General features: G+C 72.1%; 12 protein-coding genes. 9 read left to right on the top strand and 3 right to left on the bottom strand.

What is annotated here, in order from left to right:
* The first annotated feature begins 2 nt into the window (after positions 1–2).
* Genes HQQ78_RS05270 through HQQ78_RS05260 form a run of 3 tightly spaced genes read left to right on the top strand, consistent with a single transcriptional unit; the run spans position 3 to position 3,056 of the window.
* Positions 3–911, top strand: a complete 909-nt coding sequence (locus HQQ78_RS05270; protein WP_056046577.1) for a 1,4-dihydroxy-2-naphthoyl-CoA synthase — start codon at positions 3–5, stop codon at positions 909–911.
* On the top strand, positions 911–2,071 hold the full coding sequence (locus HQQ78_RS05265) for an AMP-binding protein (RefSeq protein ID WP_173151368.1): 1,161 nt from the start codon (positions 911–913) through the stop codon (positions 2,069–2,071). Before HQQ78_RS05270 ends, HQQ78_RS05265 begins: the two co-directional genes overlap by 1 nt.
* Positions 2,072–2,099: 28 nt before the next feature.
* Entirely contained in the window at positions 2,100–3,056 is a 957-nt protein-coding gene (locus tag HQQ78_RS05260) for a 1,4-dihydroxy-2-naphthoate polyprenyltransferase (protein WP_173151366.1), read from the top strand.
* A gap of 57 nt (positions 3,057–3,113) precedes the next feature.
* Here HQQ78_RS05260 and HQQ78_RS05255 read toward each other — a convergent pair whose 3' ends face one another.
* A complete protein-coding gene (locus tag HQQ78_RS05255) occupies positions 3,114–3,401 on the bottom strand; it encodes a DUF4229 domain-containing protein (protein ID WP_173151364.1) in 288 nt (95 codons plus the stop codon).
* 177 nt (positions 3,402–3,578) lie between these two features.
* Between HQQ78_RS05255 and HQQ78_RS05250 the strand changes: the two genes are divergently transcribed.
* The 3 genes from HQQ78_RS05250 to HQQ78_RS05240 are packed head-to-tail and all read left to right on the top strand — an operon-like array spanning position 3,579 to position 6,580.
* The gene (locus HQQ78_RS05250; protein ID WP_056046571.1) at positions 3,579–3,938 is read left to right on the top strand and encodes a PLD nuclease N-terminal domain-containing protein; all 360 of its coding nucleotides are present in this window, start codon (positions 3,579–3,581) and stop codon (positions 3,936–3,938) included.
* A complete protein-coding gene (gene menD / locus HQQ78_RS05245) occupies positions 3,939–5,675 on the top strand; it encodes a 2-succinyl-5-enolpyruvyl-6-hydroxy-3-cyclohexene-1-carboxylic-acid synthase (protein WP_173151361.1) in 1,737 nt (578 codons plus the stop codon). It begins immediately after the preceding gene.
* A 53-nt stretch (positions 5,676–5,728) separates the two neighbouring features.
* On the top strand, positions 5,729–6,580 hold the full coding sequence (locus HQQ78_RS05240) for a PPK2 family polyphosphate kinase (RefSeq protein WP_056046567.1): 852 nt from the start codon (positions 5,729–5,731) through the stop codon (positions 6,578–6,580).
* A gap of 28 nt (positions 6,581–6,608) precedes the next feature.
* Here the strand turns inward: HQQ78_RS05240 and HQQ78_RS05235 are convergent, their stop codons facing one another.
* Both HQQ78_RS05235 and HQQ78_RS05230 read right to left on the bottom strand, forming a co-directional pair.
* Positions 6,609–8,018 carry an MFS transporter gene (locus HQQ78_RS05235; protein WP_173151359.1) on the bottom strand — a complete coding sequence of 470 codons (1,410 nt, stop codon included), beginning with the start codon at positions 8,016–8,018 and terminating at the stop codon, positions 6,609–6,611.
* Complete coding sequence (locus HQQ78_RS05230; RefSeq protein WP_173151357.1) at positions 8,015–9,247, bottom strand: chorismate-binding protein; 1,233 nt, start codon at positions 9,245–9,247, stop codon at positions 8,015–8,017. The genes HQQ78_RS05235 and HQQ78_RS05230 overlap by 4 nt, the downstream gene beginning before the upstream one ends.
* 52 nt (positions 9,248–9,299) lie before the next feature.
* On the opposite strand from HQQ78_RS05230, the gene ubiE reads away from it, so the two are divergent.
* The 3 genes from ubiE to HQQ78_RS05215 all read left to right on the top strand — a co-directional run bounded on the left by ubiE (position 9,300) and on the right by HQQ78_RS05215 (position 12,650).
* Positions 9,300–10,040, top strand: a complete 741-nt coding sequence (gene ubiE / locus HQQ78_RS05225) for a bifunctional demethylmenaquinone methyltransferase/2-methoxy-6-polyprenyl-1,4-benzoquinol methylase UbiE (RefSeq protein WP_371740362.1) — start codon at positions 9,300–9,302, stop codon at positions 10,038–10,040.
* Positions 10,037–11,176 carry a polyprenyl synthetase family protein gene (locus HQQ78_RS05220; RefSeq protein ID WP_173151355.1) on the top strand — a complete coding sequence of 380 codons (1,140 nt, stop codon included), beginning with the start codon at positions 10,037–10,039 and terminating at the stop codon, positions 11,174–11,176. The genes ubiE and HQQ78_RS05220 overlap by 4 nt, the downstream gene beginning before the upstream one ends.
* Positions 11,177–11,267: 91 nt before the next feature.
* Positions 11,268–12,650: an FAD-dependent oxidoreductase gene (locus HQQ78_RS05215; protein WP_123570526.1), complete on the top strand. Its 1,383-nt coding sequence runs from the start codon at positions 11,268–11,270 to the stop codon at positions 12,648–12,650.
* Positions 12,651–12,694 lie beyond the last annotated feature (44 nt).

Genomic DNA, 12,694 nt, shown 5'->3' with positions numbered 1-12,694 from the left:
ACATGGCTTCCGAGGTGTCCGACCTGTTCGATCCGACCGAGTGGCGGGGGGTCGAGGGGTTCGACGCCCTGACCGACGTCACCTACCACCACAGCCTCGACGGGCGGGTGGCCCGCGTGGCCTTCGACCGCCCCGAGGTGCGCAACGCGTTCCGGCCGCACACGGTCGACGAGCTCTACCGGGTGCTCGACGACGCCCGCATGAACAGCCGCATCGGGGTCGTCCTGCTGACCGGCAACGGTCCCAGCGCGAAGGACGGGGGCTGGGCGTTCTGCAGCGGTGGCGACCAGCGCATCCGCGGTCGTGACGGCTACAAAGCAGAGGGCGACCAGGCGAACGTGCCCGACCCGGCGTCGGCGGGGCGGCTGCACATCCTCGAGGTGCAGCGGCTCATCCGGTTCATGCCCAAGGTCGTCATCGCCGTGGTGCCCGGTTGGGCGGCCGGTGGCGGCCACTCGTTGCACGTCGTCTGCGACCTGACGATCGCCAGTCGCGAACACGGTCGGTTCAAGCAGACGGACGCCGACGTGGGGTCGTTCGACGCGGGCTACGGCAGCGCCTACTTCGCCAAGCAGATCGGGCAGAAGTTCGCTCGCGAGGTGTTCTTCCTGGCAGAGGAGTACAGCGCCGACCGTGCCCACGAGATGGGTGCCGTCAACCGGGTCGTGCCACACGTCGACCTCGAACGCGAGGCGCTCGCCATGGCGCGCACCATCCTGACGAAGTCGCCGACCGCCATCCGCATGCTCAAGTTCGCCTTCAACGCGACCGACGACGGCATCGTCGGTCAGCAGGTCTTCGCGGGCGAGGCGACCCGCCTCGCCTACGGCACCGACGAGGCCGTCGAAGGACGCGACTCGTTCCTCGAGAAGCGTGCTCCCGACTGGTCGCCCTTCCCCTGGCAGTACTGATGACGCGCACCCTGCGGGCGGTCGACGCACGTGAGCCCGGTGCGGTGCTCGACGCCCTCCGGGTCGCGCTCGAGGGGGGTCCCGCGGTGGCGCCCCGGACGGACGACCGTGTGCCCGCCGACCTCCCGGGACTCGTGCCGCAGGCGGTGTCGCTGGTCGTCGAGACCAGCGGCTCGAGCGGACGCCCGAAGCGCGTGGCCCTGTCCTCCGACGCGGTGCTCGCCGGTGCCGCCGCGGCCGACGGTGCCCTGGCCGGGCCCGGGCAGTGGGTGCTCGCCCTGCCGGCGCACTACGTCGCGGGGCTGAACGTGCTCGTCCGCTCGATCGCCTCGGGCACCGAGCCGGCCCTGCTGACGCCCGGCCACTTCGACGTCGCCGACTTCGTCGCCGCCGCCGGTCGGCTCGAGCACCCTCTGCGGTACTCGTCGCTCGTCCCCGCGCAGCTCTCGACGGCGCTCGACGCCGCCGACGAGGACGCCGGCGTGGCCGACGTGCTGCGCCGCTTCGACGCCCTCCTGGTGGGCGGGCAGGCGACTCCCGGCCCCCTCGTCGAACGGGCCCGTCGGCTCGGGGTGACCGTCGTGCGCACCTACGGGTCGAGCGAGACCAGTGGCGGGTGCGTGTACGACGGCGTGCCCGTGGGCCGCACCCGCGTCGAGGTCGTCGACGGCCAGGTCGAGCTGAGCGGGCCGTCGCTGGCCGAGGGGTACCTCGACGACCCCGAGCGCACGGCTGCGGCCTTCGTCACGCGCGACGGCCTGCGCTGGTACCGCACGGGCGACGCCGGAACGGTGTCGCCCGGCGGGGTGCTGACCGTGAGCGGCCGGCTCGACGACGTGATCGTCTCGGGTGGCGAGAAGGTGTCGCTCGGCGTCGTCGAGCGGGTCGTGCGCGAGCAGCCGGGGCTCGCCGACGCCGTGGTCGTCCGCGCGGCGCACGCCCGGTGGGGCGAGGTGCCCGTCGTGGTCACCGACACCGCGGCTCCTGCGCCGTCGGCCGCCGACGACCTGGCGGCACTGCGATCCGCGGTGGCCGCCGCCGCCGGTCGAGCCGCGGCACCCGATCGCATCGTCAGGGTCGACGCGGTGCCCGTGCTCGCGAGCGGCAAGCCGGACCGGGTGGCGCTGACCCGCCTGGTCGCCGGCCTCGCGGCAAGCTGATAGCCGGCTGCGAACTAGACTCGACCACGTGGCGAAGACGAAGACCTCGACCCCCAAGCGCAACGGCCGCCCCGGTGGCCGACCGGGCGGGCGGCCCGGCAAGCAGCCGGTCCGTCGCGTGACAACCGGCGACTGGATCGGCGGTGCCCGCCTGCGCACCCTGCCGCTGGGCATCGCCCCGGTCGCCCTCGGCACCGGTGTCGCCCGGGCGAACGGTGGCTGGGACCTCACCCTGGCGCTTCTCTGCCTCGCCGTCGCGGTGTTCCTGCAGATCGGCGTCAACTACTCGAACGACTACTCGGACGGCATCCGCGGCACCGACGACTTCCGGGTCGGGCCCTCGCGACTGACCGGCTCGGGCAGCGTCCGTCCGAAGACCGTGCTGAAGGTGGCGCTGGCGTTCTTCGCCCTCGCGGCCGTCGCCGGTGTCGTCGTCGTCGTCATCACCCAGATCTGGTGGCTGCTCGCGGTCGGCGCCGCCGCGGTCGTGGCCGCCTGGTTCTACACCGGCGGCAAACGGCCCTACGGCTACAACGCCCTGGGCGAGCTCTTCGTCTTCGTGTTCTTCGGGCTCGTCGCGACCGTGGGCACGACCTTCGTACAGCTGCGCGAGTTCCCGTTCGACGCCTGGGTGGCGGGGGTCGCCGCCGGGCTGTTCGCCTGCGCGGTCCTGATGATCAACAACGTGCGCGACATCCCGCAAGACACCGCCGCCGGCAAGCGCACCCTCGCGGTCGTCGTCGGCGACCCGGTGGCGCGCGCCCTCTACGCGCTGTTCCTGCTGCTGCCGTTCTTCATCCTCGTGTACTTCGCGTTCCTGTACCTGCACGCGCCCTACGTCTACTTCACGCTCATCGTCGCGGTGCCCGCCGCGGTGATCGGCGTCACGGGCAAGACGCCCCGTGAGCTGATCCTCGCCCTGCAGCTGTCGTCGTTGACGGCCCTGGTCTGGGCTCTCGCCTTGTCGGCCGCGCTCTTCTTCTAGGGTCCGGCCCGGGCTCGCGGCCCGGGCTCGCGGCCCGGGCTCGCGGCCCGGGGGCGGTCAGGCCTGGCCGTCGATGCGGCGTGCGCGCTCGCCGTCGTCCTCGGCGATGGCCTCGTCCTCGGCGAGGGAGTCGTCGTCGAGCTTGGCCGGGCGCGACCGGCGGTCGGCGAGGTCGAGCGCGACCTTCCGGCGCAGCGGCGCGAAGAACAGGTACGAGACGCAGAAGCCGACGACCGCCGCGATCAGCGTGGCCCAGAAGGGGTCGAACCTCAGCACCAGCAGCAGGCCCAGCACGACCGCGAACAGGCCGAGGCGGACTATCGAGTACTTGAGCCAGGGTTTCACGACGAGGAGTCTACGGTCCGTGAGGTGTGCGCCCGCCCCGCGGCGGACGGGCCGTGCGGCCGCGATCCGACGGGCCGAGGAGGCGCGGTGCGGAACCGCCTCGCGCCGTACGTCACAGCTCCGCAACGGCCGACCGACCATCAGGCGTTGCACCGGATCGAGAACTAGGCTCGGTCCATGGTCAGGCTCTTCATCGTGGGCATCGTCGCCGCGGCGGCATTCGTCATCTTCGCGCTCATCGACTGCCTGTTCGCCGACGCCTCACGGTTCCGGGCCCTCAACAAGCCCCTCTGGGCCGTCATCATCGTCCTCCTCCCCGTCATCGGCGCGGTGCTGTGGTTCGTGCTCGGGCGGGCGCGCAAGAGCGGCCGCCCCGCCGCGACGCGCACCATCGCACCCGACGACGACCCCGAGTTCTCGGGGACGTCCTGGCGCACGACGAGCGACCTCGACCGCGAGACGACCGACGAGCGCATCCGTCGCCTCGAGCAAGAGCTGCTCGACCTCGACAACGACGACAAGACCGGCAAGCAGTAAGTGACCAGTCCGTCGACCGAGTACGCCCTGTCGCTGCTCGCGTCCCTCGCCGACGCGGGTGTCCGCGACGTGGTGCTCAGCCCCGGGTCCCGAAGCCAGGCCCTGGCCCTCGCGGCCGCCGAGTTCGAGACCGCCGGTCGGTTGTCGGTCCACGTGCGCATCGACGAGCGCTCGGGAGGATTCCTGGCGCTGGGTCTCGCCGCCGAGACGGGCGTCCCGAGCGTCGTGATCACCACGTCGGGCACCGCTGTGGCGAACCTCCACCCCGCCGTGCTCGAGGCGCACCACTCGGGTGTGCCCATGATCGTCGTGAGCGCCGACCGTCCCTCCGAGATGCGCGGGATCGGCTCGAACCAGACGACGGTGCAACCGGGTCTCTTCGCGAGCGCCGTCGGGTGGGTGCGCGACGTCGAGGCTCCTCGCTCCGGTCCGGTCGACCACGAGGCCGTCCGCACGCTCGCGCGCGAGGCCGTCGCCGAGGCCCTCGGCGGCGACTCGCACGGTGCCCTCGGGCGTTCGCGCGGCCCGGTCCAGCTCAACGTCGCGTTCCGCGAGCCCCTGTCGTCGGGCGAGCAGTCGCTGCCCGCCGCCCACCCCGTGCCGGTCGAGGTCGCGCCGCCCGTGGCACCATCCGCGCTCGGGGTCGACGTCGACCCCGCGACCCTCGTCGTCGCCGGGCACGCCGCCGGCCCCGAGGCCGAGGCCGCTGCCCGGGCACTGGGTGCCCCGCTCGTGGCCGAGGTCTCGAGCGGGGCCCGTTTCGGGCCGCACCTCGTCTCGTCGTACCGTGCCCTGCTCGACGACGCCGACTTCGGCGGCCGCGTCCGTCGGGTGGTGGTCTTCGGGCACCCGACCCTCAGCCGTCAGATCCCCTCGCTGCTCACCCGTGACGGGGTCGAGGTCGTGGTCGTCCGTGCGGCGGGGGCCGAGGCCTACGACCCGGGTCGCTCCGCGCGCGTGGTCGAGGCCGTCGAGGTGGACCGCGCCTCCTCGGGGGTCGGTTCGACCGACGACGCCGCCCATCGCGCGTGGGTCGGGCGTTGGGTGCACACGGGTCGTCGCCTGCTCGAGGCCGAGGACGCGACCGACGGTCCCGGGGCCGACGGGACGGCCGAGGGCTCGGCCGGTCGCACCGAGGCGGCCGAACAGGCCGAGTTCCTGCGTCGCGAGGTGCAGCTGCTGCGGCGGCCGGTGACGCGCCGCGCCCTCGCCGAGGCCCTGTGGCGCGTCAGCTGGCCACACGACCGCCTCGTGTTGGGTGCGTCGAGGCTCATCCGCGAACTCGACCAGATCGTGCCGGGCAAGAAGATCCCCGTGCACGCCAACCGTGGGCTGGCCGGCATCGACGGCACGATCGCCACGGCCACCGGCATCGCCCTCGCCAGCCAGCGTGACGACCCCGCAGCCGGCACCACCCGGGTGCTCGTCGGCGACCTGACCTTTTTGCACGACGTCGGTTCGATGCTCCTCGGCCTCGGCGAGACCAGGCCCCGGTTGCAGGTGGTCGTCGGCAACGACGGCGGCGGCACCATCTTCGACGGGCTCGAGGTCGCGGCGACCGCGTCGCCCGAGGCGATGACCCGTGTGCAGTTCACCCCGCACGAGGTCGACCTCTCGGCACTCGCCGTGGCCTACGGCTGGCAGTACGTCGAGGCGGCCACGCGGGCGGAGCTCGACCAGGCCCTCGTCGCCCGGTACGACGCGCCGGTGCTGATCGAGGTGCCCCTCTCCCGCTGAGCGTCCGCGTCACGGCAGGGCGGATCGGGTCGCTCGGTCGTAGGGTCGAGGGCATGGCCAAGACGTGGACGACCCCGCCCTCCCAGTCCCTCCGAGCCGGTGAGGGCTTCGTGCTCGCCGACGTCGACACCTCGTCCACCCCGGGCTTCGCGGGTGACAAGGCGTATGCACAACAGGCGCTCGAGTCGGGTCGCGAGACCCTGAGCGAGCTCCAGGAGAAGATGTTCGCGCAGAGCCGGAGCGGGGGCAGCACCGGCAACGTGCTGTTGGTCCTGCAGGCGATGGACACCGCCGGCAAGGGCGGCATCGTCCGGCACGTCGTGGGCGCCGTCGACCCCCAGGGCGTCGCGCACCATGCCTTCAAGTCGCCGACGCCCGACGAGCTCGCGCACGACTTCCTGTGGCGGGTGCGGCGCGAGCTGCCCGGCCCCGGCATGATCGGGGTCTTCGACCGCTCGCACTACGAGGACGTGCTGATCGGCAAGGTACGCCGCCTCGCGCCGCCCGAGGACATCGAGCAGCGGTACGCCGACATCGTCGAGTTCGAGGACGAGCTCGTCGCGAACGGCACCACGCTGGTCAAGGTGATGCTGCACATCTCGTCCGACGAGCAGAAGGAACGCCTCGCGGACCGACTCGACCGCCCCGACAAGCACTGGAAGTACAACCCGGGTGACCTCGAGGAGCGTCTCGTCTGGAACGACTACCAAGACGCCTACGAGACGGCGATCCGTCGCACGTCGACCGGGACCGCCCCGTGGTTCGTCGTGCCGGCCGATCGCAAGTGGTACGCCCGGGTCGCCGTCCAGAAGCTGCTGATCGACGCCCTCGCGTCGCGCGGGCTCGACTGGCCCGTCGCGCAGTTCGACGTCGAGCTCGAGAAGACGAAGCTCGCGACGTCGTAGCGGCCCACCGGCCGACGAGGTCAGGAGCCTAGGAGGCGCGGCTCCGCAACGCGTCGCCGGTCCCCTTGGGCAGCCGCAGCCCCTCGATCAGGCTGAGCAGGGCCAGCACGGCCAGCACGATCAACGCGGCCTGGTACCCGGACGCCGCGGGTGCCGGGCCGTCGGTCGAGATCGCGAGGTCGGCCACGCGGACGGCCAGTGCCGTCGCGGCGACTCCGAGCCCCACGGCGAGTTGGCTCGTGATGGACGCGATGGCGTTGGCGGGCCCGATCATCTCGGCCGGGACGTCGGCGAACTGCAACGTGTTGTAGGCCGTGAAGCCGACGGACCGGAAGACGCCGCTGAGCAGCAGCACCCCCGCCACGACGACCGGCGAGGTGTCGGGGCCGACCAGCGCGGCCGCGACGAAGGTCGCCGCGAGGGCCACCGTCGCGACGACGATGATCGGCACCACGCGGAAGCGCTTCAGCAGCGGCGTCGTGAACGGTTTGACGGCCAGGTTGCCGACGAACACCCACATGAGCATGAGTCCCGCCTCGACCGGCGACCAGCCGAAACCGTCCTGAAGCAGCAGCGGGACGACGAAGGGGATGCCGTTCACGACGGCCCGGTAGAGCGATCCGCTGAGGTTCGTCACGCGGAACGACCCGATGCGGAAGGCCGTGAGGTCGAGCAACGGGTGCGCCGCCCGACGGAACCACCGCACGGCCACGAGGCCGAGCACCACCGCCAGGACGGCCAGCAGCACGCCCGGCACGAGCGTCGTGGGCTCGCCGAGCAGCTCGAACGCCAGCACCAGTGCCACGATCGATCCCGCCACGAGCACGAGACCGACCAGGTCGAGAGGCTGGCGGTCACCGACCTCGGGGGAGGCGACGACCCTCCAGGCGACCGCGAGCAGCGCGAGGCCGACCGGGACGTTGACCAGGAACACCCACTGCCAGCCGAGGTGCTCGGTGAGCAGTCCTCCGAGCAGCGGCGCGACGACCGGAGCCACGAGCGCGGGCCAGGTGAGGTAGGCGATCGCTCGGATCAGCTCGGACTTCTCGGTGCTGCGGAGGACGATCAGTCGGCCGATCGGCACCATCATGCTGCCCGCGAAGCCCTGCACGACCCGGGAGGTCGTGAGGGCGACCAGGTCGGTGCTCGCGGCACAGGCGACCGAGGCGAGGACGAAGAGCACGACGGCCGCGAGGAACACGCGGCGGGCGCCCCAGCGTTCGGCGAGCCAGGCGCCCAGCGGGATGAACGCCGCCACGGCGACGAGGTAGCCGGTCACGGCGAGTCCGAGTTGCGCGGGCTGGACGCCGAAGTCGGTCGCGATCGTGGCGGTCGCCGTCGACAGGATGGTGGCGTCGAGGTTCTCCATGAAGAACGCGGCCGCCACGACGAGGGCGACCGGACGCGACCACGTCGTCGCGGGGGCGGGCGCGGTCATCGGCTGAAGGCGTCGACCACGGGGCGGAACTTCATGGCCGTCTCGGCCACCTCCCTCTCGGGCACGGACTCACCGACGACGCCGGCCCCCGCGAACGCCCGCACCGAGCCGTCCCGGTCGACCTGGGCACACCGGAGGGCGATGGCCCACTCGCCGTCGCCGTCGGCGCCGACCCAGCCGACGGGCCCCGCGTAGCGACCACGGTCGAACGGTTCGAGTTCTCGGATCAGGGCCAGCGCCTCCTGCGTCGGGGTGCCGGCGACGGCCGCCGTGGGGTGCAGCGAGGCGATGAGGTCGAGCGAACTCGACCCGTCGGTCAGGCGGCCCCGCACGTCGCTGGCCAGGTGCCAGAGGTTGGGGAGGCGCAGGGTGAAGGGCTGCTCGCCCGTCACGACGTCTCGGGCGTGCGGTCCGAGCGACAGCAACAGGCTGCGCAGGGCGAAGGCGTGTTCGTCGAGGTCCTTCGGAGACGTCGCCAGGGCGAGGGCGGCCTGCTCGTCGGTGGCCGCGTCGACGCCACGGGCCGCGCTTCCGGCGAGGACCCGGGCCGACACCTCGCCCCGTTCGGATTTGACGAGCGTCTCGGGGCTGGCCCCGATCAGTCCGTCGACGGCGAAGGCGTAGCAGTCGGGGTACGCGGTGAGCAGGGTGGCGGCGACGAGGCGCAGGTCGGCCTCGGGGGGCAACGTGCCCACGAGGTCGCGTGCGAGCACGACCTTGCTGACCCGACCGGCGCCGATGGCGTCGACTGCCCGGGCCACGGCCGTCGCGTAGCCGCCGGCGTCGAGGGCGCCGTCGGCCAGCGAGAGGCGGACGGAGGCGCCGACCGGCTTCCCCGCGGGCAGCTCGGCGTCGTCCACCCTCGTGATCCAGGCGACCCCGTCGCGCCGTCCGATGACGATGCTCGGGACGATCAGCACGCTCGTCTCGGCGGACTCGTCGTCGAACGCGAACGAGCCGAACGCGACCAACCCGGTACCGGGCACGCCGACCTCGTCGTGCACCGTGGCGGCGGCCGCCACGGCACGCCAGGCGTCGGCGGCCTCGGTCATGCGGTCGGGCCCGGAGAACTCGAGACGGAGGGCCTCGCCGACGCCCGCCATGCCCGCCCCGCCGCGGACGAAGACCAGCGGACGCGCCCGGTCGACGACGTCGAGCAACGGGCTGACGTGGTCGATTCGCGTGGTGCGGACGGCGAGTGACGGAGCGCGGGACGCGGGGGACTTCACTCGTCGACCCTACTCGGGACACCCCCAGTGCTTGACGGTAGGATCCACCATCGTGACCAAGGCCGACATGAACAAGCAACCCGACGAGGTCGCCTCGATGTTCGACGGCGTCGCGCGCCATTACGACCGCACGAACGACGTGCTCTCGGCGGGCAACGCCGTCCTGTGGCGCATCGCCACCGTGAAGGCGATCGGTGCCGGTCCGGCCGACAAGGTCCTCGACATCGCAGCCGGCACGGGCACCAGCTCGGCGGCCATCGCGCAGCGGGGTGCCGAGGTCGTCGCCCTCGACTTCTCGAAGGGCATGGTCGAGGTCGGCCGCGAACGCCACCCCGAGCTCGAGTTCGTCGAGGGCAACGCCGAGTCGCTGCCCTTCGACGACGACACGTTCGACGCCGTCACCATCTCGTTCGGGCTGCGCAACGTGAGCCGGCCCAAGGTCGCGCTCGCCGAGATGAACCGCGTGCTCAAGCCGGGTGGCCGCCTCGTCGTCTGCGAGTTCTCCACTCCGCCGTTCGGTCTCCTGCGCGCCGCCTACCGGGCCTACCTCAAGTACGGCATGCCCCTCGTCGCCAAGGTCACCAGCAGCAACGGCCCGGCCTACTCGTACCTGGCCGAGTCCATCGAGCAGTGGCCGGAGCAGCAGGTCCTCAGCCAGTGGATCCGCGGTGCCGGGTTCACCCGCGTCGCCCACCGCGACCTCAGCTTCGGCATCGTCGCCCTGCACCGGGGTCGCAAGCCGGCGTCGGGTGCCGCGCGCTCCTCCTCGCGGTCGAAGCGGGCCACGTCGTGAACGCCGGCGCCCCTCCTGCGCAGCGCAACTCGCTGGGTCGTTCGCTCGGCCTCGGCGAGAAGCTGTTCGCCACGCCGACCGAGCGTCGTTTCGTGGCCGCGGTCGACGACGGGCTCGAGCTCGTCGAAGAGGGGTTGCTGCGCGAGATCGCCTTCGCCGACGACATCGCCGACGCCACGACGCGCTACCTCCTCGCGGCCGGCGGCAAGCGCGTCCGGCCGACGCTGACGCTGCTCATCGCCCAGCTGGGTGACGGCGCGACCCCCGGGATCGTCGCCTCGGCGCAGGCCACCGAGATCACCCACCTCGCCTCGCTCTACCACGACGACGTCATGGACGAGGCGCAGATGCGTCGCGGCGTCCCCAGCGCCCAGACGGTATGGGGCAACAACGTCGCGATCCTCGCCGGCGACCTGCTGTTCGCCCGGGCCAGCACCATCGTGTCGGGGCTCGGCCAAGAGGCCATCCTGCTCCAGGCCGAGACCTTCGAACGGCTCTGCCTCGGTCAGCTCCACGAGACGGTCGGCCCACGAGAGGGCGACGACCCGATCGCCCACTACATCGACGTGCTCGCCGACAAGACGGGGTCGCTCATCTCGACCGCCGCCCGCGCCGGCGTCATGTTCAGCGGGGCACCGCGTGAGTACCTCGCCCCCGTCGCCGAGTTCGGTGAGAAGATCGGCATCGCCTTTCAGCTGATCGACGACGTCATCGACCTGTCCGACCAGCCCGCCGAGACCGGCAAGAAGGCCGGCACCGACCTGCGGGCCGGCGTCGTCACGCTCCCGGTGCTGTACCTGCGGCAGCTGGCGCAGGCCGACCTCGAGGCGTCGTCGCTGTTGTCCGAGATCGACCGCATCGTCGACGCCACGCGTGCCGCAGCCCACGGGTCGAGCGGTGAACCGACCCTCGAGGGCGGCACGTCGTCGTCGCTCGCCGACGCGACGGCCCACCTCGACGACGAGTTCGCCGACCTGGTCCGACGCGTCCGTGAGCACGAGGTCACCGAACGCACCCGGGTCGAGGCTCACCGGTGGGCCCGCGAAGCCCTCGACGCCCTGTCCCCGCTGCCCGACGGGCCCGTGAAGAAGGCGCTCACCCGCTTCGCCGACCGCGTGGTCGAGCGGTCCGCCTGACCGGCGCCGCGCCTCCTCGTCCGTCTCGTCCTCGAGCACCATCGTCCAACCGGCCGGCCCCGCCGAGCCACCCCAGATCTAGGGAGAACCCGTGACCACCTTGCGACTGGCCATCGTCGGCGCCGGACCGGCCGGCATCTACGCCGCCGACATCCTCGCGAAGGCCGAAAAGGCCTTCGACGTCTCGATCGACCTCTTCGAGCAGCTGCCGGCCCCCTACGGTCTCGTGCGCTACGGCGTCGCCCCCGACCACCCCCGCATCAAGGGCATCGTCAACGCGCTGCGCGACGTGCTCGACAGCGGCGACATCAGGGTCTTCGGCAACGTCCGCTACGGCGTCGACATCGGGCTCGACGACCTGCGCAAGCACTACAACGCCGTCATCTTCTCGACCGGTGCCATCAAGGACGCCGACCTCGACATCCCCGGCATCGACCTCGAGGGCAGCTACGGCGCGGCCGACTTCGTCAGCTGGTTCGACGGTCACCCCGACTTCCCCCGCACCTGGCCGCTCGACGCGACGTCGGTCGCCGTCGTCGGCGTCGGCAACGTCGCGCTCGACGTGTCCCGCATCCTGGCCAAGCACGCCGACGACCTGCTGCCCACCGAGATCCCCGACAACGTCTACGCGGGCCTCAAGCAGTCCTCGATCACCGACGTGCACGTCTTCGGACGCCGGGGCCCGGCGCAGGTCAAGTTCACGCCGCTCGAGCTGCGCGAGCTGGGCGAGGTGCGTGACGTCGACATGATCGTCTACGACGAGGACTTCGACCACGACGAGGCGTCCAAGACGGCCATCGCCACCAACAAGCAGGTGTTCGTCATCGACAAGGTGCTGAACCAGTGGCGCCAGCGCGAGGTCGGGACGGCGTCGCGTCGCCTGCACCTGCACTTCTACGCCAAGCCCGTCGAGGTCGTCGGCGACGCCGACGGTCGCGTCGCGGCCTTCCGGTACGAGCGCACCCGGCCCGACGGGCAGGGCGGCGTCGAGGGCACGGGCGAGCTCCGCGACGTGCCGATCCAGGCCATCTACCGCGCGGTCGGCTACTTCGGCTCCCCGCTCGACGGCATCCCGTTCGACGAGCGTCGTGGCGTGATCCCGAACCACGAGGGCCAGGTGATGGACGACGACAACCAGATCGTCCCCGGCGTCTACGCCACCGGCTGGATCAAGCGCGGCCCCGTCGGCCTCATCGGGCACACCAAGAGCGACGCGATGGAGACCGTCAAGCACCTCATCAACGACCAGGCCAGCTGGTGGCAGCCGGTCGACCCGTCCGACGAGGCCATCCCGGCCCTGCTCGAGCAGCGCGGCGTCGAGTACACCGACCTCGAGGGCTGGCACCGTCTCGACGGGCACGAGATCGCCCTCGGCGGGGCCCACGAGCACGAGCGTGCCCGGGTCAAGGTCGTGGAGCGTGACGAGATGGTGCGCGTCTCGCGCGCCGTCGAGACGGAGTCGACGCCCGCCTGACGTCCTCGGTCGCCCGTAGCGCGCCTCCTCGGCTCCCCTCGACG

Source organism: Frigoribacterium sp. VKM Ac-2859 (genome assembly GCF_013204925.1).
In the GTDB taxonomy this organism is placed as follows: Bacteria; Actinomycetota; Actinomycetes; order Actinomycetales; family Microbacteriaceae; genus Frigoribacterium.
The sequence above is the reverse complement of the archived record's forward strand: the minus strand, read 5'-3'. Positions and strand labels throughout refer to the sequence as shown.